This is a genomic window from Calditrichia bacterium (genome assembly GCA_020634975.1).
Classification (GTDB): Bacteria; Calditrichota; Calditrichia; order RBG-13-44-9; family J075; genus JACKAQ01.
In genome coordinates, this window is the sequence record JACKAQ010000002.1 from 327,591 (window position 1) to 344,089 (window position 16,499).

The 16,499-nt window shown below is 38.4% G+C and carries 24 protein-coding genes and 2 pseudogenes; 25 read left to right on the plus strand and 1 reads right to left on the minus strand.

Features of this window, described 5'->3' with window-relative positions; translation table 11 throughout:
- The first annotated feature begins 1 nt into the window (after nt 1).
- The 7 genes and pseudogenes from H6629_15705 (at nt 2) to H6629_15735 (ending at nt 5,240) form a co-directional block, all read left to right on the plus strand.
- Nucleotides 2-364, plus strand: a complete 363-nt coding sequence (locus tag H6629_15705) for an FRG domain-containing protein (GenBank protein ID MCB9069240.1) — start codon at nt 2-4, stop codon at nt 362-364.
- A gap of 368 nt (nt 365-732) precedes the next feature.
- A complete protein-coding gene (locus H6629_15710; GenBank protein MCB9069241.1) occupies nt 733-1,023 on the plus strand; it encodes a hypothetical protein in 291 nt (96 codons plus the stop codon).
- Nucleotides 1,024-2,793: 1,770 nt separating this feature from the next.
- The gene (locus H6629_15715; protein ID MCB9069242.1) at nt 2,794-3,165 is read left to right on the plus strand and encodes a leucine-rich repeat domain-containing protein; all 372 of its coding nucleotides are present in this window, start codon (nt 2,794-2,796) and stop codon (nt 3,163-3,165) included.
- A gap of 11 nt (nt 3,166-3,176) precedes the next feature.
- Nucleotides 3,177-3,401 (plus strand): annotated as a pseudogene (locus H6629_15720) (hypothetical protein).
- Nucleotides 3,399-4,337: a GTP-binding protein gene (locus H6629_15725; GenBank protein ID MCB9069243.1), complete on the plus strand. Its 939-nt coding sequence runs from the start codon at nt 3,399-3,401 to the stop codon at nt 4,335-4,337. Before H6629_15720 ends, H6629_15725 begins: the two are co-directional and overlap by 3 nt.
- A 7-nt stretch (nt 4,338-4,344) precedes the next feature.
- Nucleotides 4,345-4,755: a hypothetical protein gene (locus tag H6629_15730; protein MCB9069244.1), complete on the plus strand. Its 411-nt coding sequence runs from the start codon at nt 4,345-4,347 to the stop codon at nt 4,753-4,755.
- Nucleotides 4,756-4,973: 218 nt separating this feature from the next.
- Nucleotides 4,974-5,240 (plus strand): hypothetical protein, encoded by a 267-nt coding sequence (locus H6629_15735; GenBank protein MCB9069245.1) that lies wholly within the window; start codon nt 4,974-4,976, stop codon nt 5,238-5,240.
- 471 nt (nt 5,241-5,711) lie between these two features.
- On the opposite strand, the gene H6629_15740 is transcribed toward H6629_15735, so the two are convergent.
- Nucleotides 5,712-6,386: a hypothetical protein gene (locus H6629_15740; GenBank protein ID MCB9069246.1), complete on the minus strand. Its 675-nt coding sequence runs from the start codon at nt 6,384-6,386 to the stop codon at nt 5,712-5,714.
- Between the two features lie 385 nt (nt 6,387-6,771).
- Between H6629_15740 and H6629_15745 the strand changes: the two genes are divergently transcribed.
- The 18 genes and pseudogenes from H6629_15745 (at nt 6,772) to H6629_15830 (ending at nt 16,363) form a co-directional block, all read left to right on the plus strand.
- Nucleotides 6,772-7,404, plus strand: coding sequence for a response regulator transcription factor (locus tag H6629_15745; protein MCB9069247.1), 633 nt, complete (start codon nt 6,772-6,774; stop codon nt 7,402-7,404).
- Between the two features lie 401 nt (nt 7,405-7,805).
- Nucleotides 7,806-8,006, plus strand: coding sequence for a hypothetical protein (locus tag H6629_15750; GenBank protein ID MCB9069248.1), 201 nt, complete (start codon nt 7,806-7,808; stop codon nt 8,004-8,006).
- Nucleotides 8,007-8,132: 126 nt separating this feature from the next.
- Nucleotides 8,133-8,822 carry an OmpA family protein gene (locus tag H6629_15755; protein MCB9069249.1) on the plus strand — a complete coding sequence of 230 codons (690 nt, stop codon included), beginning with the start codon at nt 8,133-8,135 and terminating at the stop codon, nt 8,820-8,822.
- 62 nt (nt 8,823-8,884) lie between these two features.
- Nucleotides 8,885-9,070: a hypothetical protein gene (locus H6629_15760; GenBank protein ID MCB9069250.1), complete on the plus strand. Its 186-nt coding sequence runs from the start codon at nt 8,885-8,887 to the stop codon at nt 9,068-9,070.
- Between the two features lie 742 nt (nt 9,071-9,812).
- Nucleotides 9,813-9,944, plus strand: a pseudogene (locus H6629_15765) (OmpA family protein).
- Between the two features lie 62 nt (nt 9,945-10,006).
- A complete protein-coding gene (locus H6629_15770) occupies nt 10,007-10,756 on the plus strand; it encodes an OmpA family protein (protein ID MCB9069251.1) in 750 nt (249 codons plus the stop codon).
- A 129-nt stretch (nt 10,757-10,885) separates the two neighbouring features.
- Nucleotides 10,886-11,083, plus strand: coding sequence for a hypothetical protein (locus H6629_15775; protein ID MCB9069252.1), 198 nt, complete (start codon nt 10,886-10,888; stop codon nt 11,081-11,083).
- Nucleotides 11,084-11,341: 258 nt separating this feature from the next.
- Nucleotides 11,342-11,602, plus strand: a complete 261-nt coding sequence (locus H6629_15780) for a hypothetical protein (GenBank protein ID MCB9069253.1) — start codon at nt 11,342-11,344, stop codon at nt 11,600-11,602.
- Nucleotides 11,599-12,732 (plus strand): hypothetical protein, encoded by a 1,134-nt coding sequence (locus H6629_15785; GenBank protein MCB9069254.1) that lies wholly within the window; start codon nt 11,599-11,601, stop codon nt 12,730-12,732. Before H6629_15780 ends, H6629_15785 begins: the two co-directional genes overlap by 4 nt.
- 93 nt (nt 12,733-12,825) lie before the next feature.
- Nucleotides 12,826-13,191, plus strand: coding sequence for a hypothetical protein (locus H6629_15790; protein ID MCB9069255.1), 366 nt, complete (start codon nt 12,826-12,828; stop codon nt 13,189-13,191).
- A 60-nt stretch (nt 13,192-13,251) separates the two neighbouring features.
- Nucleotides 13,252-13,533 (plus strand): GlsB/YeaQ/YmgE family stress response membrane protein, encoded by a 282-nt coding sequence (locus H6629_15795; GenBank protein ID MCB9069256.1) that lies wholly within the window; start codon nt 13,252-13,254, stop codon nt 13,531-13,533.
- A gap of 56 nt (nt 13,534-13,589) precedes the next feature.
- Nucleotides 13,590-13,739 carry a lmo0937 family membrane protein gene (locus H6629_15800; GenBank protein ID MCB9069257.1) on the plus strand — a complete coding sequence of 50 codons (150 nt, stop codon included), beginning with the start codon at nt 13,590-13,592 and terminating at the stop codon, nt 13,737-13,739.
- Nucleotides 13,740-13,787: 48 nt separating this feature from the next.
- Nucleotides 13,788-14,009 (plus strand): DUF3185 domain-containing protein, encoded by a 222-nt coding sequence (locus tag H6629_15805; GenBank protein MCB9069258.1) that lies wholly within the window; start codon nt 13,788-13,790, stop codon nt 14,007-14,009.
- A 419-nt stretch (nt 14,010-14,428) separates the two neighbouring features.
- Complete coding sequence (locus H6629_15810) at nt 14,429-14,818, plus strand: hypothetical protein (GenBank protein ID MCB9069259.1); 390 nt, start codon at nt 14,429-14,431, stop codon at nt 14,816-14,818.
- A 49-nt stretch (nt 14,819-14,867) separates the two neighbouring features.
- On the plus strand, nt 14,868-15,128 hold the full coding sequence (locus H6629_15815; GenBank protein MCB9069260.1) for a GlsB/YeaQ/YmgE family stress response membrane protein: 261 nt from the start codon (nt 14,868-14,870) through the stop codon (nt 15,126-15,128).
- 54 nt (nt 15,129-15,182) lie between these two features.
- Nucleotides 15,183-15,467: a hypothetical protein gene (locus H6629_15820; protein MCB9069261.1), complete on the plus strand. Its 285-nt coding sequence runs from the start codon at nt 15,183-15,185 to the stop codon at nt 15,465-15,467.
- A 118-nt stretch (nt 15,468-15,585) separates the two neighbouring features.
- Nucleotides 15,586-16,134: an outer membrane beta-barrel protein gene (locus H6629_15825; GenBank protein ID MCB9069262.1), complete on the plus strand. Its 549-nt coding sequence runs from the start codon at nt 15,586-15,588 to the stop codon at nt 16,132-16,134.
- 76 nt (nt 16,135-16,210) lie between these two features.
- Nucleotides 16,211-16,363 (plus strand): lmo0937 family membrane protein, encoded by a 153-nt coding sequence (locus H6629_15830; GenBank protein ID MCB9069263.1) that lies wholly within the window; start codon nt 16,211-16,213, stop codon nt 16,361-16,363.
- Nucleotides 16,364-16,499: the final 136 nt, after the last annotated feature.

Consider the following 16,499-nt stretch of genomic DNA (forward strand, 5'->3'; position numbering starts at 1 on the left):
TATGCGACTTATTGACGACATTGAAAGCTTATTTATATTGCTAAATGAATGGTCAGATAACACCCAAAATTTGATTTACAGAGGTGTTAGAAAATCATCATATCAGTTGATCCCATCAATAGGAAGATGTAAAATATATAAAAACAATAACTTTACTCTAAAAGATGAATTACTGTTTTTAAAATTATTTAAACAAAAAGCATTTTCATTTATTAAAGATCATATTAACAATGACATAGAACTATTATCCATAGCCCAACATCATGGTATTCCAACTCGACTACTTGACTGGACAAGGAATCCTCTAGTAGCTATATATTTTGCAGTTAAAGATGAGTTTGATGTTAATGAAGAAAAAAAATAACTCATTAATCTATGTTTTCAATCCAAAGCAAAAATCTGATCTCGATGGTAATTTTGACCCTTTTAAAATTAGAAAAAATTCATAGATATATTCCAAAGTATTGGAGTGCAAGAATTAATTCTCAATCAGGTCTGTTCACAGTTCATCCAAATCCTTATAAACCATTTGAATCAGATGAAATTTCAAAAGTATATATTTCTTATGATCTAAGAAAAGATATAAAAAGAGGCTAAACAGATTTGGAATTCATGAAGCCTTTTTGTTTCCAGACCTTGATGGGATTTCAAGGCATATTAAATGGTTAAGAACAAATAACTTTTAGCAAGTTTCTTCGCTAAAACAAAATTATTCTAAGCTAAGATTATAAAATGAATAAATTTAGATTTAAAAGATACGCATTTTCAGAAGCTGAGTTAGTGTATTTAAAAGCTGTTGAACAAAAGAAATATAGTAAATATGATACAAACGTATTACATGTTGAATTGTGGAATAAACTTGGAGATGATTTTAGTGTTGATAATCTCGAAAAATTTGCTATTTGGTATGATCACCCAACACTTCTTGGATTATGGTATGTAAATCCGAAGCATTTTCTACTGCAGGTTTGTGAAAAAATTGCTCGTGAATTAAAAATATTATTACAACTCATTATGGAATAAAGAAAATACACTCTAGCCAAATAGCATCTGCTTTAGATATTGAGGAGAATGATGTTAAAATAGGGCTTAGGTTGTTGTTAATGGTGGAATGTTTCAAGGAGGAAATTTTAATAGTAACGAATTTGGTTGCTATGAAGTTAGTTTTAATAAACCCAAAAATATGTATTCAAAAATAATGAGATACAAAGGTATCGAAATAGAAATGGAAGAATTTTTCAATAGTTATTCACCATCTCCTAAAAAAATTATCTAAGAATGTAGGTGCCATAATTAGAAATAAACAAGATTTTCAATATGATGCCAAAAAATATTTGGCTTGATATAAAAAATGAATATGAAGTTAGCAAACCTGTTTTTGCAAGAAAAATTCGATTTATTTCAGATCCGTATATAAGAAAAAATTGTTTTACGTGATGTTGCGGATGCATTTGTTTTATCACAACTTGGATTTACTAAATCTTCAATTATCCTCTCAGGTAGTGTAATTGAGGAAATTTTAAGACAATATTTGCTCTATAAAGGCATTGAATTAAAGTCAATCAGATTTATTGATTATATAAAAGAATGCCAAAATAACAATTTGTTAAAACCCGCAAATACAGATCTTTCAAATGCTGTAAGAAATTTCAGAAACTTAGTTCATATCAAAGAAGAAGATTCGAGATCAAGAATTATAAAGTCAATGGCAACTGGAGCTGTAAGCTCAATATTTTCTCTTGTAGATCAACTTTCTAAAAAATGAATCTAATTAAAACAATGGATATAACCGCTCTTAAGCTTGCTGCCTTTCCTGCAAACTAGACATCACTTCAAAAATCGAGCTATACGATTTTATTATACACCCTAACAAAGTGTATTACATACCAACAGGAGGTGTTGCGCCCAGGCTCAACCGGCTCAGCCATAAGGAATTTTACAAAATCATTATTGCCAGCCACCGCAGGCTAACACCCAAACAACTGGACACCATAGAATGATATTATATCAAAAATTTAGCCAAATGCTACCATGCCGGGTATCGGCATCTTGAGGAAAGTTTGTAAAAGTGAGGTTTTTGTGAATAAGAAACTTGCTGAAGGTTCCAGATACGATTTGGTGAAAAAATAGTAATTGTGTAGATTTAATTTAATTTGTTTGAAAAGTTTGTCTCAAATCATATCAATTATTAAAAATACATATTTCTTTTTGATTATACAGAAGGTGTGGTCATACTACTGTTAACCAAAGCATTATGCAGAATTGCGCTTATTTCTGCTTGTGCATTTTCAGACTATATCTTTCAAAAAAAAAAAAATGGCGATGTTATTCTGAATTTTCAAAAGACTTTTGAGAATGTATATCAGATAATTTTTAACAACTCCAAGGATGTTATAGTGATGAAAATAAGATTGTCATGAACTTGAAAAATTTCCTTTATATCATGATAGATTTAAATATTTTCTTTACAGAGGTTGCGGACATTTAATATATATAAAAAAACTGATCCTGAGGAATTCTACAACAAAAACTTTTTGACATAAATTTTTTCGGAAAATTTAAAATAATATCATTTAATTTGACTATAAAGATATCTTGTCAAGTAATAAAGTCGGTTTAGAATGTCTGAGAGAAGTATCTAATATATATAGTTATAACCACATGGTGATTCATTTATTGAGTTATAAAAGTAAGAGCTAATATATTCTTATTGGTTGTTGCAAAATGTTGTCATTCGAATATTAATTGACATTATGTAGGATAGACTAATGAATGCTGATTTAAAGGTTATTTCTGTATTGGAAAAAAAAATTAAAGTATAAACTAATACCACTTGAAGATCCTGAATGGCCTGCAAGAGGTTATGAAATCAACTCAGAAAAACGAGTCGTAAAGTTATTCTTAGTTAATGTAGGGTTACAAAACATACCGCTTGAGATTTTGGATTTGGAACACTTAGAATATTTAGATATAAGTGGTAATAAGTTAAAATACATTCCAAATGATTTGACAAAACTTAAAGAAGTAAGATATTTGAATCTTTCTGACAACAGTATTCATCACCTACCAGTGAGTTTAAAAAACTTTAGTAAAATTGAATATTTAGGTTTAAGTGGTAATAATTTTAGTAAATTGCCCAACCAATTATTTGAACTTAAAATTTAAAATACCTTGATATAAGTAACAATGCTATTCAAGTAATACCTGACAATATTTCAAAACTTAAGAACTTAGAACAATTAGAAGTATGGGATAATCATTTAGAATCAATATCAAGCCATATTGGATTACTTAAAAATCTTAAACACCTTGATTTAGAAAACAACTTTCTCGAAAAATTACCTTTTGAAATAAGGAATCTAAATGAACTAGAATTTCTAGAATTAGGTAGAAATCCATTGAGCACTTTTGCTCCAGAAATTTACAACTCAGTAAACAATATTGATATGCTATTCAATTTTCTAGCAGAAATTGTAGATGAAGAAGATTTTCTTTATGAAATAAAGCTTCTTTTAATCGGAGAAGGAAGAGTAGGAAAAACATCAATAGCAAAATCATTAAGTAATGAAGAGTATATTTTGGAGGATGAACATACAACTGAAGGTATAGATATTCAGCCATGGTTGATTCAACCTGAAGAGTTTGAGGAACTAGGTATTGAAATTGATAAAGAATTTCGAGTAAACATTTGGGATTTTGGAGGTCAAGAAATTTATCACGCCACTCATCAATTTTTTCTTACAAAAAGATCAGTTTATATTTTAGTAACAGAATCACGCAAAGAGGATAAACATGAAGATTTTTATTATTGGCTGAATATTGTTAAACTTCTTGGCGATAAAAGTCCAGTAATAATTACACTTAATAAATGTGATCAACCGACTAAAGATTTACCGATTAATGAATATCAAAAAGCGTTTAAAAATATTATCGAATTTAGAAAAATTAGTTGTATTCCTAATTATAGAGATACTATAGAGTCATTAAAATGTGAGATTAAAAGGATTATAACAAATCCTGTGCATGTTCCACATATCAGTACAGCTTTACCTGCAGTATGGGTTCGGATACGTGAAGAACTACAATATATTCAACAAGAAATGGAATATATCTCTTACCAAGAATATCTGGATATCTGCCTTTCTTATAGTCTAAATGAAAAACGGGCTTTGCATCTTAGTAGTTTTTTTCACGACTTAGGTGTCTTTCTTCATTTTCAAGATGATATTGAGCTATTTGATACTGTTTTTCTAGATCATGAATGGGTCACAGATGGGGTGTATAAAGTGTTAGATAATACACTTGTTAAAACAAAATTATGGCAAATTTACAGATAGTGACTTGATGGACATATGGAAAGAAGACAAATATAGGTTTAAAAGAAAAGAACTGCTTTCTTTAATGAAAGACAAAAAATTTGAGATATGCTTTAAGTTTGATGATAAAACCTATTTGGCACCTCAACTATTACCTGTAGATGAAATCGAATACGAATGTACCTGGTTTACAAGACAATTTGTTTTTGAATATAGATATAGGTTTATGCCTAAAGGTATTCTTACTAGATTTATTGTCAAAAGGAATAAAGATATTTTTGAAAATAAAAATTGGCGTTATGGGGTTCTTCTTAACTTCGACAAAACTTTTGCTTTAGTAAAAGAACTATACTTTGATCGTAAAATAGTTATTCAATTAACTGGAGAGAATAAAAGGGTTTTTAGATATTATTCGGAAATCAATTCAAGAAATACATGAAGATTTCAATAATTTGGAAGTTAATGAAATGGTGCCGTGCAATTGTAGATTTTGTAGAAACAATCCAACTCCCCATTTTTTTGATTATGAAGAGCTTAAGCAATACTTAGTAGAAGGTGAAGAATTCATAAAATGTAAAATGGGTAAAATTAAGAATGTAAGTGTCAATTTATTAATTGCTGATGTGTTTAATTTAACCTCTAAGGAGAAAAAAAGGTATGAAACCCAATAAAAAAGGACAAAAAGTTAATAAAACGATTAATAAATTTGAATTTAATGGCCCTATACAGAACAGCAATTTATCTTTACAATCAAATAAAGCTTCTCAGCAGAACATTTCCAACATGAATAACACTGAAATTATGGAGAAGATTTTAGAGTTAATTAATCAAGATAAATCTATTAGTAAAGCCAATAAAGAAGAATTAAAATTTGATATTGATATAATAAACCGTGAAATGAAAAAAAAGATAATCCACGTATAGAATTGGTTAAATCATATTTATCAAATTTTGCTAATATTGCGTCTATAGCTAGTTTTGTTCAACAATTACTTTTAAACATTGGTCAATGAGAAGATTAAATAGAATAAAATATTTGATTCTCATTACTATTAACTTATTTTGATTACTATAAAAATTCTTAAGAACCATAATTCTGAAAATTAAGCCTGGGGATGTTTCCCCAGGTTTTTGAGTTTACGGATGCTATTGGAAATCAATACATATGAATCGAAAAAGTAACCTTCCTCAGACCTCAAAATCCCGGCCGTTTTTTTACCATAATCGGATCATAATCCCCAACCAATGCCAACGCAGGATGTGGTTATTGCGTTAGAGCATTCGCTTAACCACAAAACCGCCATCCGTATGGCAATAACCCTATTAGCAAAATTTTATGTGGTTTCTTTGAAAAAAAATCAGCCGAACAAACGCCCGGCTGATGTGAGGATGATACTATGCCTGCAGTATCAAATATGTGTTTGGCGGGTTAGCGCGCCAGCGGCTTTTGAACAAGGCCTGCTTGTCCGGGTCGTTCTTGAACACCAGTCGCCCGATTTCATTCACGCGGTTGGTGGTTTCGTAAATTTCGTCCAGTTGTTTGTAGCGTTTGCGGTTGCCGGCGTTTTTGGCCGCTTTTTTCAGTTCCTGCTGTGCTTCTGCTTCGCGCATTTGGGTGAGCAGGGTGCGCCCGGCGGCAATCACTTCCGGGGTTTGTCCGGCGGCAGCCAGCGCGTCCTGGTATTGTTCCGCCAGGCTGAGCAGCACTTCCATCACCGCTGCCATGCGGGTTTCGCTGGTCCTTGCGGCCAAAAATGCCTTGTTCGGAAATGTGTCGCTTTGGGGGGATTTACGGCCAAACACAAACTTCAGCCGGGTCTGCAATGCTTTGCCCCAGTCGTAGCACGCGTCAATCGCGGAATTTTTGTTTCCGGTCAGGTTTTTTTGCCCGAGCAACAGCACCGGGCCGGATGGCAGCGCTGCAGCGGTTTCAATACTCGTTTCAAACGCGGTCAGCACTTCGGCTGTAATACCAAAACTGTTCAGGTCCGCGACATTTTCCCGGGCATTGGCAAGCGTCACCCGTGCAATTGAGTAAATAACTTCGTCCGGATACTTCGGTCGTATCATCGAACTCTCCTTTCCCTGAATGGGTTAATCTTGATTGAAGAATAAAGGAACTCCCTATCCTAAATTTCTATGTCATTTATATTCGTTTTTGGGAAAAGATACTTTAGATACTAAAAAGCTATTTTCCAACTTTTTTTTGCAGGTCCATAAAAAACAGGGTGTTTTTCTTACCGGGGAAAAACGACAAAGGTTTATTTTTAAGACCATCAGCAGCGTATTCCTAACCGGTTAATATTATTAAAAATTGGAATTGGGTGAAGATGTGGTTATACTGATGTAACAGTCAGTACTTCTAGTTGAGCAACAAAGGCAAATTCGAAATAGATTTCCAATATCAACTTGATACAAGGTATGGTTAGAGATGCAATCGATACGGGTATTCATTGTGGATGACAATCGCCTGTTCCGTGAGGGGCTGGTTTCCATGCTTAATGATCATGATGATTTTTTGGTTACAGGATCTGCGGCAAACGGTAATGTTGCATTAGCCGAAATTGAAAAAACAAAACCGGATATCGCGCTAATTGATATCGGCATGCCTGAAAAAGACGGTATTGAAGTTACCCAGGCATTGCACAATGATTTACCTGATGTGAAGGTCATCATTCTTGGCATGCCGGATTTATCCGATGAAATCATGACCTGTATTGAAGCGGGAGCATCCGGTTATGTACTGAAAGAATCCTCTTTTGATCACCTTGTTGAAACCATCCGCCTGGCTTATCGTGGCGAAACCTTTTGTTCACCAAAAATGGCCGCATCCCTGTTTTCTCGTGTTGCCGAGTTAGTGGCTAATAAATCACCCAAAGAATCAGTAAAACTGACACCACGCGAAATAGAAGTCATCAGCAAGATTGCAGAGGGACTTTCCAATAAGGAAATTGCCCAAAATCTATCTATAGAAACACAAACCGTTAAAAATCACATCCACAACATTCTTGATAAACTACAGTTGCATAACCGCCTGGAAGCTGTTGTTTATGCCCGCGAAAGAGATTTGTTAAAAAAGAAACAATAGGTCCAGTACTTTCCATACCCGAGTACCGTATATCCCCCCTTTTTTTAGCCTGTATAAGGCCTACCAACGCATTAGTCCTTCCATAGTCATCAATTGAACCTTTCGGTCTATTGTATCCCACCTCTGCAGTGATCATATTGAAACTGACCGATGGTGCCCAAAATGTAGCGACCGAAATAGCCATCCGGAAGAAAGTTATTGCCAGGATATTTGCACAGTGATCGGAATTCATAATGGCGGGAACTACCGATCTGTATGCAAACGGTTGTTTAGTTAAGAAGGAATGGTTTATGGAAACAATCAAAACAATGTTATCGAGCAGGTACCACAGTTGCATTCAGGCTTAGCCGAAATCCGATTATTCGCCAGCCGGGTTTGGAGGACAAAAACCTGATATCCAAATGCTGGGCGATGAGTTCCGGATGTGGGGTGCCGAAATCGACAATTTGAAAGTCCAAGAAGATAAAGCCAAAGGCGGATTCCGGGGAGAACATCCGCATCAGATCGATGAAATACAGGTGAGGATTCAATCTGCAAGAGATAATTTAATCCGGGTATTTTATTCGATAAGGTCTGAGGGCCAGGCCAATACTATGAAATAACGCCAAGAAGCAGGATTCGAAAAAAAAGACAGCAGAAACACAACTATGAATTTAGAGCGGCCGGTTACGGGCCCAGATAACAAAAAATCACGAAGCGTTCTCACTGCTTCACTAAAAAAAAGCAACATGGATAAAGGAGATTACACAGTGAAAAAAGCAATCATTTTTTTTATAGCAGCAGTCACTCTCGGTACGATCGTCATGGGTTGTGGCTTGAGCAATAAGGCCAAAGGCGGGGCGATAGGTGCAGGCGCAGGAGGAGCCGCCGGTGCAGTGATCGGACATGCGGCTGGAAATACGGCACTTGGCGCTATCATCGGCGCAGCTGTCGGAGGAACAACCGGAATTTTAATTGGAAATACGATGGACAAGCGCGCCGAAGAGATGCGGCGGGATATGCAGGGTGCAAAAATTGAACGCGTCGGCGAAGGCATCAAAATTACTTTTGATTCGGGTCTGCTTTTCGACGTGGATCAATCGGAATTGCAACCGGCTGCGAAAACGAATATCGAAAGCCTCGCTAAAACCCTTAACAAATACCCCGATACGAATATTCTGGTTGAAGGGGATACCGACAATAGCGGCAGTGATGCCTACAATTTGCAGCTATCTGAGCGACGTGCCCAGGCTGTTGCCAACTACCTGAAGGGACTTGGCGTAGCCGGGCAAAGGATTTCCACTGTCGGGCTGGGGGAAACGAACCAGATCGCATCGAACGATACCGAATATGGCCGCCAGCAAAACCGGCGGGTTGAAGTTGCCATTTTCGCGAACGAAAAGTTAAAAAAAGCCGCAGAGAACGGCAAGTTTAATTAACTCAATAACAAGTTGTTTATGTTAAATCTGAAAATATCATCAATAACTAAATGGAGTCAATAATGCCTTTAATAAATGTCGTAATGGGTTTAATCGTGGTCGGCGTTCTTTTATGGTTGGTTAATCAGTATTTACCGATGGATCGCAAGATTAAGTCTATCCTGAATGGAGTTGTGGTCATTGCGGTGGTCCTGTGGCTGTTGGGCGCTTTTGGCGTGTTAGATTCTTTATCAAGTATTCGTATTTAAAACTACGGATAAACTCTACTCCAAGGTTCTATACCGGAAATATATTGCTATAAAAGCAGATGAATCATTTAAGAAGTAGATTTCAAAATCGAAACAAAGGAAAAACTTTATGAAACGTTTTATACTATTCTCAATGCTAAGCCTGATGCTTTTTGCATCTAAACAGATTTATGCACAATTCGAAAATCCCAATGTAGGATTCGGTGCTGCCGTAGGTGGCGCCTATGGAGATAATAGCAGTGCTGACAAATGGGTGATACAGGGTCGTGGATTTTTTCAATACAAACTCATTTCGCCGATATTATTAGGTCAACTGGGCGTGGGATACACAAAACTCAATGCACCCGGGGTATATTCCGCAGCAACCATCATGGCAGATAACAGATTGCTTTTCATTCCATTTTCTTTGGAAAAATTGAATCCGTTTATATACGGCGGTTTTGGTGTGTCTAAGAATGTTGATGAAAGCGGCTCGGATTTTTTACCAATGGTTCCGTTTGGCGTTGGTTTCCAGACCAGGCTCGGTAGCCAAATGTTATTGGAAGTGAGTGGCGGATATCATTTGTCTTTATCGGACAAACTTGATGGTCACATCCGCACGGATTCCAACCTTAACACTATTACAAATAAAAAACACGATGGATACAGCGGAATTCTTATCGGATTGATGTTTACCGGTGCATCGAACGAAAATGGCGATCCCGATAAAGACGGCTTGATCACAAAGCTTGAAAAAGAATTAGGCACAGATCCCAAAAATGCAGATACCGATAAAGACGGTTTGAACGACGGCGCAGAAGTGAACCAGTACAAAACCAGCCCGCTTAAGGCCGATACTGATGGCGATGGCCTGAACGACGGTGTTGAAGTGAACCAACACAATACCGATCCAAACAAAATGGATACTGATGGTGATGGCTGAACGACGGTGTTGAAGTGAATCAGCACAAAACTTATCCCCTGAATGCAGATACTGATGGTGATGGCCTGAACGACGGTGTTGAAGTGAATCAACACAAAACGAATCCGCTAAAGGATGATACAGACGGTGACGGTTTGAAGGACGGCGCTGAAGTGCAGTATAAATCTGATCCATTACAAACGGATACCGATGGCGACGGATTAGGCGATGGCATTGAGGTGAATCAGCACAAAACCGATCCGGCTAAAGCAGACACAGATAGTGATGGTCTTAGCGATGGCGAAGAAATAAACAAATATAAAACCAGTCCGCTGAAAATTGATTCGGATGGCGGTGGTATGGCTGATGGCGCTGAAGTGAAGAGCGGAACAAATCCCCTGGACCCTAAAGATGATATAACATCGACAATCGTTCTCGAAAAAGGGAAAAAGGTCATTCTTCGGGGAATCAATTTCGAATTAAATAAAGCCACCTTGACTGGGGACTCTAAATACATATTAGAGGAAGCTTATAAAGCGATGGTTGCCAATCCCGATGTGCAAATAGAAATCTCTGGTCATACGGATAGTTCGGGAAGCGACAAATATAATCAGTCGCTCTCATTGCAACGGGCGCAATCCGTTAAAAATTGGCTGATGCAAAAAGGCGTGGCAGGTAATCGCATGAAAACTGTCGGCAAAGGTGAAAAAGAACCGGTTGCTAACAATAACACAGCAGAGGGGCGGGCGGAAAATCGTCGTATTGAATTTTATGTTCAGCAATAGCTCTCGCTGAATATTTGAAAGTCAATAAAACACAGAATATTGATTCGCATTCAGAACATAACCAGAGAGAGCACCTTCGGAGAATTGCAGATATCGCCGAAGGTTGCTCCCTCATAAAAGGATTCAATAATGCCCTTAATAGATGTTGTAATTGGTTTATTGGTTGTCGGTGTTCTCTTGTGGGTGATTAATCAGTATTTACCGATGGATCACAAGATTAAATCTATCCTGAATGGTGTTGTGGTCATCGGTGTGGTTGCGTGGCTGCTGGAAGCTTTTGGGTTTTTCACTTTGATGCCCGGCATGCACATGGATATAGGCAGGTAACACTTAAGCAAGCAATCAGTTGCACATCGTTGTTGTTGTGCAGGTAACGTATTAATTTCAATTAACTTATATAGAGGACTCCATTATGTTTAATAAAGTAATTTTCGGATTAATGCTTATGACGTTTGCATTCGTTCAAACCGGTTTAGCTGGGGAGAAGAAAAAATTCAAAAGTATTTCAACCAAACCGCCAGTGAAGTAAAGGCTGCTACCGAACCGGCACAAAAACGTGAAATACTTAACAACTCATTACAAACCATGTCCAAAGCGTTGGATAAAGTCGAGCGTACCGGTTTGGTCTCGAAAGAAGATCGTGCAGAAATTGATCGCCTGAAAGCTACCCTTCAGGATAAACAAGATGAACTGATGGGTAATAATGGCTACGAGCGCGTATCCGATGCGCAACTGAATGCTTTTTCTGATTACGTTGTGCAGGATATGGAACAGGCGGACAAGACTATAAGCATAAGTTTGGTCTCTGCGCTTTTGATTGTAATAATCATAATCCTTTTGGTATGATCAGCCCTTTCATCAACAGTTTTAAGGCCACCATGCAGGCACATGTTACACAGGTAATGTTCGCGGTGAACATTACCTGTGTGATTTTACCGTTATTTCTGTTGTCCTGCAGTTCAGGCGCTCTCACCGGTCGAGGCGTCGCGTTTGGGGAAGAGAATATGGTTACTCCGCCGCGTTACTCAATGGTATTTATCATCCATGGCGACGGTAATTACCTTTATCACGATTCCAATGGCATCGCACGCAGGGCTGACGATGAGACTCTTTTTGAAGCAACAAAGGTAGCAATACTAAATCCGGAAGCCGAGGTGTTTATCTTTCATGAAAAACCCAGGAGACATGTCTTATTTTTCTTTCCACGTCGTGATGGGAATTTTTATTACTACCGGCAGGGAAAGCTGATTGCCAAGGAATCGTACTGGCGCGATCAGGGACCATCACGTTTTGATCCCATAGTGGAACGCTATCATCGGTTTAGTGCTGAAAAGCACGCTGAGATGGTGAGAATGTTTCTCTATTTCGGACATGAAATCCCCGAATTTGGCGGTACGGGTTATGATGCATCTTACAAGAACCGGATCTTCACAATAGAAGAACTTGCCGGCGGATTGAAACACATGACGCGTGATTCCACAAAACTCGATCTCGTCGTGCTATCCACCTGTTTCAACGGCACGCCTCACAGCATTGCCACGCTGGCGCCATATGCGCAAACAATCATTGCTTCACCGGACAATCTTCACCTTTCTTACTTCGATCTCGGTCCATTAGAGCGATTGGATACCGGTTTGCAAAATGGAAATGTGACGGCATTTGCGACAAACTTTGCCCGGCATGCATTCAACCGGCTGACAGAAGATATTCAGACGGCGGTTACGGTTGCGGTGTATGATGTAGATAGTGTACAGACATATTTGCAGGCAGTCGGAAAAAGCTATAATCACACTCTGGCAGCAATAAAAACGCAACAACCGGAGTCCCTTGAGCACTGCGATTGTGCAGATGAGGCGATATACGTAACACCTGAGATCGGAGAAGGGGTAACAATCTTCTATCGAGCGCCGGGTTTCGGCCGCACAAAGCACAAACTGAATCATTCCGGATGGGAATGCTGGCGCCTTCGCCAGTAAACCACTGTTGATGAAGATAACAATTGGTTTCGTTTACAAAATAGCGGTAGATCCGGCCGGAGCACCGGCGATATTCAAAACCAGGAGAAACGCATGTTCCTACAATGTCATCGTAATTACAGGAAGAAAATTTGGCTTGTGATTATACTGATTTTTATGGTCGGTTGTGCAGGCGCAGCACGTGTAAAAATCAGCGAGTTAACCGCCAATCCACAAAAATATCACGAGAAAGTCGTGACCGTTAAAGGGAAAGTGGTGCAAACACTCTCGATACCCATACTTTCGATTGGCATTGCAAAAATTGATGATGGTACCGGTGAAATTTGGGTGAAGCCCACTGGTCGCTCGTTATTCGAGGGGCAGAAAGCTACCGTAAAAGGGGTCCTCAAAATTGCCGCCACTCTTGGGAACGAAACTTTTGGGAATATTGTGGTCGAAGAAGACCCTAAAAATAATTGACAAAACGGGAAAGAAACGTCTTTCAACAAGTTGGAGGTAGTTATGACTTTAACAACAAACATAACGCTGATTCAATTTTTGTTGTTATTACTCGTCGCCGGTGTGTGCGGGAGTATTGGGCAGGCGCTATCCGGTTACTCACGCGGCGGTTGTCTTGCATCTATTGTGCTGGGTTTTATTGGTGCATTTATTGGTGTATGGCTTGAAGGCAAGTTTGCTTTACCGGAACTTTATACAATGCAAATCGGCACAACAACATTTCCAATTGTCTGGTCTATCATTGGCTCGATACTATTTGTTGCCCTGGTTGGCTTACTTACATCACCCCGCCGCCGGGGATAATTTAACATCACTAACTTTATTTACCGGGCGACAGAGTCGCCGGAGAGGAGCCAAACATGCTATGGACCATCTTTATGATTCTTTTGGTTTTGTGGCTGCTGGGATTAATCGGTGGCTATACGGCTGGCGGATTAATTCATGTGTTGCTGGTTATCGCTGTAGTCGTAGTGTTGATAAGAATCATTCAGGGACGAAAAGTGCTGTAAGAAATTCAGCTTAACAAACAATAAACAAAACTTAACGGAGGAAAATATATGAAACCGATTATGATTATCGGATTGTTACTCATCGTTTTTGGCATCGGGGCGCTTGCCTATCAGGGAATTACATATACTTCGCAAGAGACAATCATCGACCTTGGCCCTATTAAAGCAACCGCTGATACCCAAAAGACCATACCACTACCACCCATCATAGGTGGATTGGCAATTGTTTGCGGGGTTGGTTTGGTTGTCGTTGGGCGTAAAAAGTCATAGCTCAGCGAACTCAACTTCTCAAGTTGCATCATATGCACAGATAGTTGAAAGCTATTTTCAATATTCCACGGATACAATGCGATTGCGAAACCGTCTGTAGCCGTGGCATATTCACTCAATAATTTGTTTCAGTTCCAGTACTTTCCATACCTAAGTACCATATCATTCCTCTTTTTAACCTGTTTGAGGTCTATCAGTTCTGTAGTCCTTACATAGTCCAATTTTGAACCTTTCGGTCTATTGTATCCCGCTGCTGAATTCCTCATATTGAATCAGTTAATCAGGTAAAAAAATATAACTTTAATCAGACATCTATCTTTCTGTGGATACCTGATCGCTGTTTCAGGTTCACAATCTGGAACCATTGAGCCTGCGGTGTTGGGGTACAATTGATTTACTAAAAGAAATGAGAACGTGTTGTGAAAAAAATCAAATTATTAGTATCTAGCCGGCCAAAATTACTTTCGGAAGTAATCCGGAACCTGATCAACAGCCAGTTGGATATGGAAGTTGTTGGCGAAGTGTTAGATCCTCTTCAGTTGTATCTGTATATACAAAAAACGCATGTGCATGGGATTGTTATTACTCCGCTAAATGCAAATGGAGAACCAAAAATTTGCAGCATATTGTTAAATGAGCAACACCATCTCAAAATATTGACGCTATCGTCAAAAAGTGAAGCCGCTTATTTGTATCAATTTGGAATGAAAAGACTGCGTATTGACGATCCGTCGCCACAATCCATTATTGATACTCTACGAAGTGTCTGCGATAACTCAAACGGATATCAAACACTGTTGGTTGGGTGAATAAATTGAATGCTAAGAAAATAAGCACAGTTGAAAAAGGAGTATATCAATGGGTTTAGTATTTGGGTTTTTGTTGATATGTCTTGCTATATGGTGGTTTGATGGACAAATATCAATTGTCAGTAGAGCTGAAGATAGCGGAAACTTTTTTGTTGGGATGATAGGTGCCATGATCGGAGGTTTTTTGTTTCGAGGTGTTGATCTTACTGTAAGAGGGGTGATGTTCAGCATCTTAGCCATTGGCACTGCCATATCGTTCATAGAGTCTCATCAAATTAAGAACCTTTCACGAACAATCCGGGTGATCTAATAATAATTAATCATCATCAAAAAATTTGCTTTCAAAACAATAAAGGAGAAAAACATGACTGATAAAAACTACTTCCAAAAATTAACCGATCAGCTGAATCAATGGAATGATGAAATTGGCAAATTGAAAATCAAGGTCGGTAAAGCCGGGGCAGAATCCAAAATCGCACTTCTCAATCAAATCGACGAATTAAGCGCGATTACCAAGTCCGCTCAGGACATGCTCAAACAATATCCGGAAACCGGTGAGCAAGCATGGGATAAGATGAAGACCAGATTTGAAAATGGCTGGATGGAATTTAAGGATGCATTTTCAAAAGCATCTGAAAAGAACAAGTAATTCACAGTGATATACGTGTGGTTCAATATTCGTCAGTCGCAGTTGTTAGGACATCTCTTTTTTTACACCCGTTATCATACAGTTTTAGCCGCTACTTAAAAATAATCGAGGCAATGTTATGTTTAAAAGAACGCTGTTTAGCCTAAGTCTGGCAATGTTAATATTCGGTCAAATGTATGCCCAAGGTGCGAGTTTTGGACCACAAGTCGGGTATCAAAAAGCCCGCGATGCCGACAAAGGAAATGTTATCGGAGGGGCAGCCCTGCGGATAAAGCTAAACCCGGTAATCGGTTTCGAAGGTGCTATAAACTACCGTCAGGAAAAATACGCGAATGAAGCCCTGACCGTGCGCAGTTGGCCCATAATGTTGACCGGGCTGATTTATCCCACTTCCATCATATATGGTGCTATCGGTTTTGGCTGGTATAACACAAGTTTTGATTATAACCAAAACTTGTCCGGGTACCAGGATATTGAAGACAAAACCATACAAAAGGTCGGTTGGCATTTTGGTGCGGGCGTGGATTTACCGGTTGGTCCGGCATCTAATTTCACGGCAGACATTCGATATGTTTTTCTGAATTATAATTTTAGCGGAATTCCCGGAAGCGGTGAATTGAACAGTAACTTCTATGTTGTTACTGTTGGATATCTGGTTGCGCTATAGTGGCTTACAGCTCATGCTCGTAAGTTTATGATCAATGCTCACCGTTGATGGTTATATCATCTGAAAGGAACTAAATATGTTTTGGACATTCGTTTTGATTCTTATCTGTCTATGGCTGATCGGTTTTTTAGGCGGCTTTATGACAAGTGGATTTATTCATTTGCTGTTGGTTAGCTCCGTCGTAATGATACTGGCAAAAGTGATGTACCGAAGAAACAAGCTATTATAACCGACAGATTTTTAACAAATCTATGAACATAAACAGTTCAACGCCGGCAACGCCGGTTCGACATGTTCTGATTTGTATGAAGGAGAAATACATGTATATCATGTTAAAGAACTAAATACATGTTATATAACAATTT

Coding starts and splice junctions, on each gene's coding strand:
- H6629_15780 (MCB9069253.1), top strand. CDS start 11,342: ATGTCCAAAGCGTTGGATAAAGTCGAGCGTACCGGTTTGGTCTCGAAA.
- H6629_15740 (MCB9069246.1), bottom strand. CDS start 6,386: ATGATACGACCGAAGTATCCGGACGAAGTTATTTACTCAATTGCACGG.
- H6629_15790 (MCB9069255.1), top strand. CDS start 12,826: ATGTTCCTACAATGTCATCGTAATTACAGGAAGAAAATTTGGCTTGTG.
- H6629_15825 (MCB9069262.1), top strand. CDS start 15,586: ATGTTTAAAAGAACGCTGTTTAGCCTAAGTCTGGCAATGTTAATATTC.
- H6629_15710 (MCB9069241.1), top strand. CDS start 733: ATGAATAAATTTAGATTTAAAAGATACGCATTTTCAGAAGCTGAGTTA.
- H6629_15750 (MCB9069248.1), top strand. CDS start 7,806: ATGCTGGGCGATGAGTTCCGGATGTGGGGTGCCGAAATCGACAATTTG.
- H6629_15805 (MCB9069258.1), top strand. CDS start 13,788: ATGAAACCGATTATGATTATCGGATTGTTACTCATCGTTTTTGGCATC.
- H6629_15800 (MCB9069257.1), top strand. CDS start 13,590: ATGCTATGGACCATCTTTATGATTCTTTTGGTTTTGTGGCTGCTGGGA.
- H6629_15755 (MCB9069249.1), top strand. CDS start 8,133: ATGGATAAAGGAGATTACACAGTGAAAAAAGCAATCATTTTTTTTATA.
- H6629_15775 (MCB9069252.1), top strand. CDS start 10,886: ATGCCCTTAATAGATGTTGTAATTGGTTTATTGGTTGTCGGTGTTCTC.
- H6629_15730 (MCB9069244.1), top strand. CDS start 4,345: ATGGACATATGGAAAGAAGACAAATATAGGTTTAAAAGAAAAGAACTG.
- H6629_15785 (MCB9069254.1), top strand. CDS start 11,599: ATGATCAGCCCTTTCATCAACAGTTTTAAGGCCACCATGCAGGCACAT.
- H6629_15820 (MCB9069261.1), top strand. CDS start 15,183: ATGACTGATAAAAACTACTTCCAAAAATTAACCGATCAGCTGAATCAA.
- H6629_15830 (MCB9069263.1), top strand. CDS start 16,211: ATGTTTTGGACATTCGTTTTGATTCTTATCTGTCTATGGCTGATCGGT.
- H6629_15705 (MCB9069240.1), top strand. CDS start 2: ATGCGACTTATTGACGACATTGAAAGCTTATTTATATTGCTAAATGAA.
- H6629_15815 (MCB9069260.1), top strand. CDS start 14,868: ATGGGTTTAGTATTTGGGTTTTTGTTGATATGTCTTGCTATATGGTGG.
- H6629_15760 (MCB9069250.1), top strand. CDS start 8,885: ATGCCTTTAATAAATGTCGTAATGGGTTTAATCGTGGTCGGCGTTCTT.
- H6629_15735 (MCB9069245.1), top strand. CDS start 4,974: ATGAAACCCAATAAAAAAGGACAAAAAGTTAATAAAACGATTAATAAA.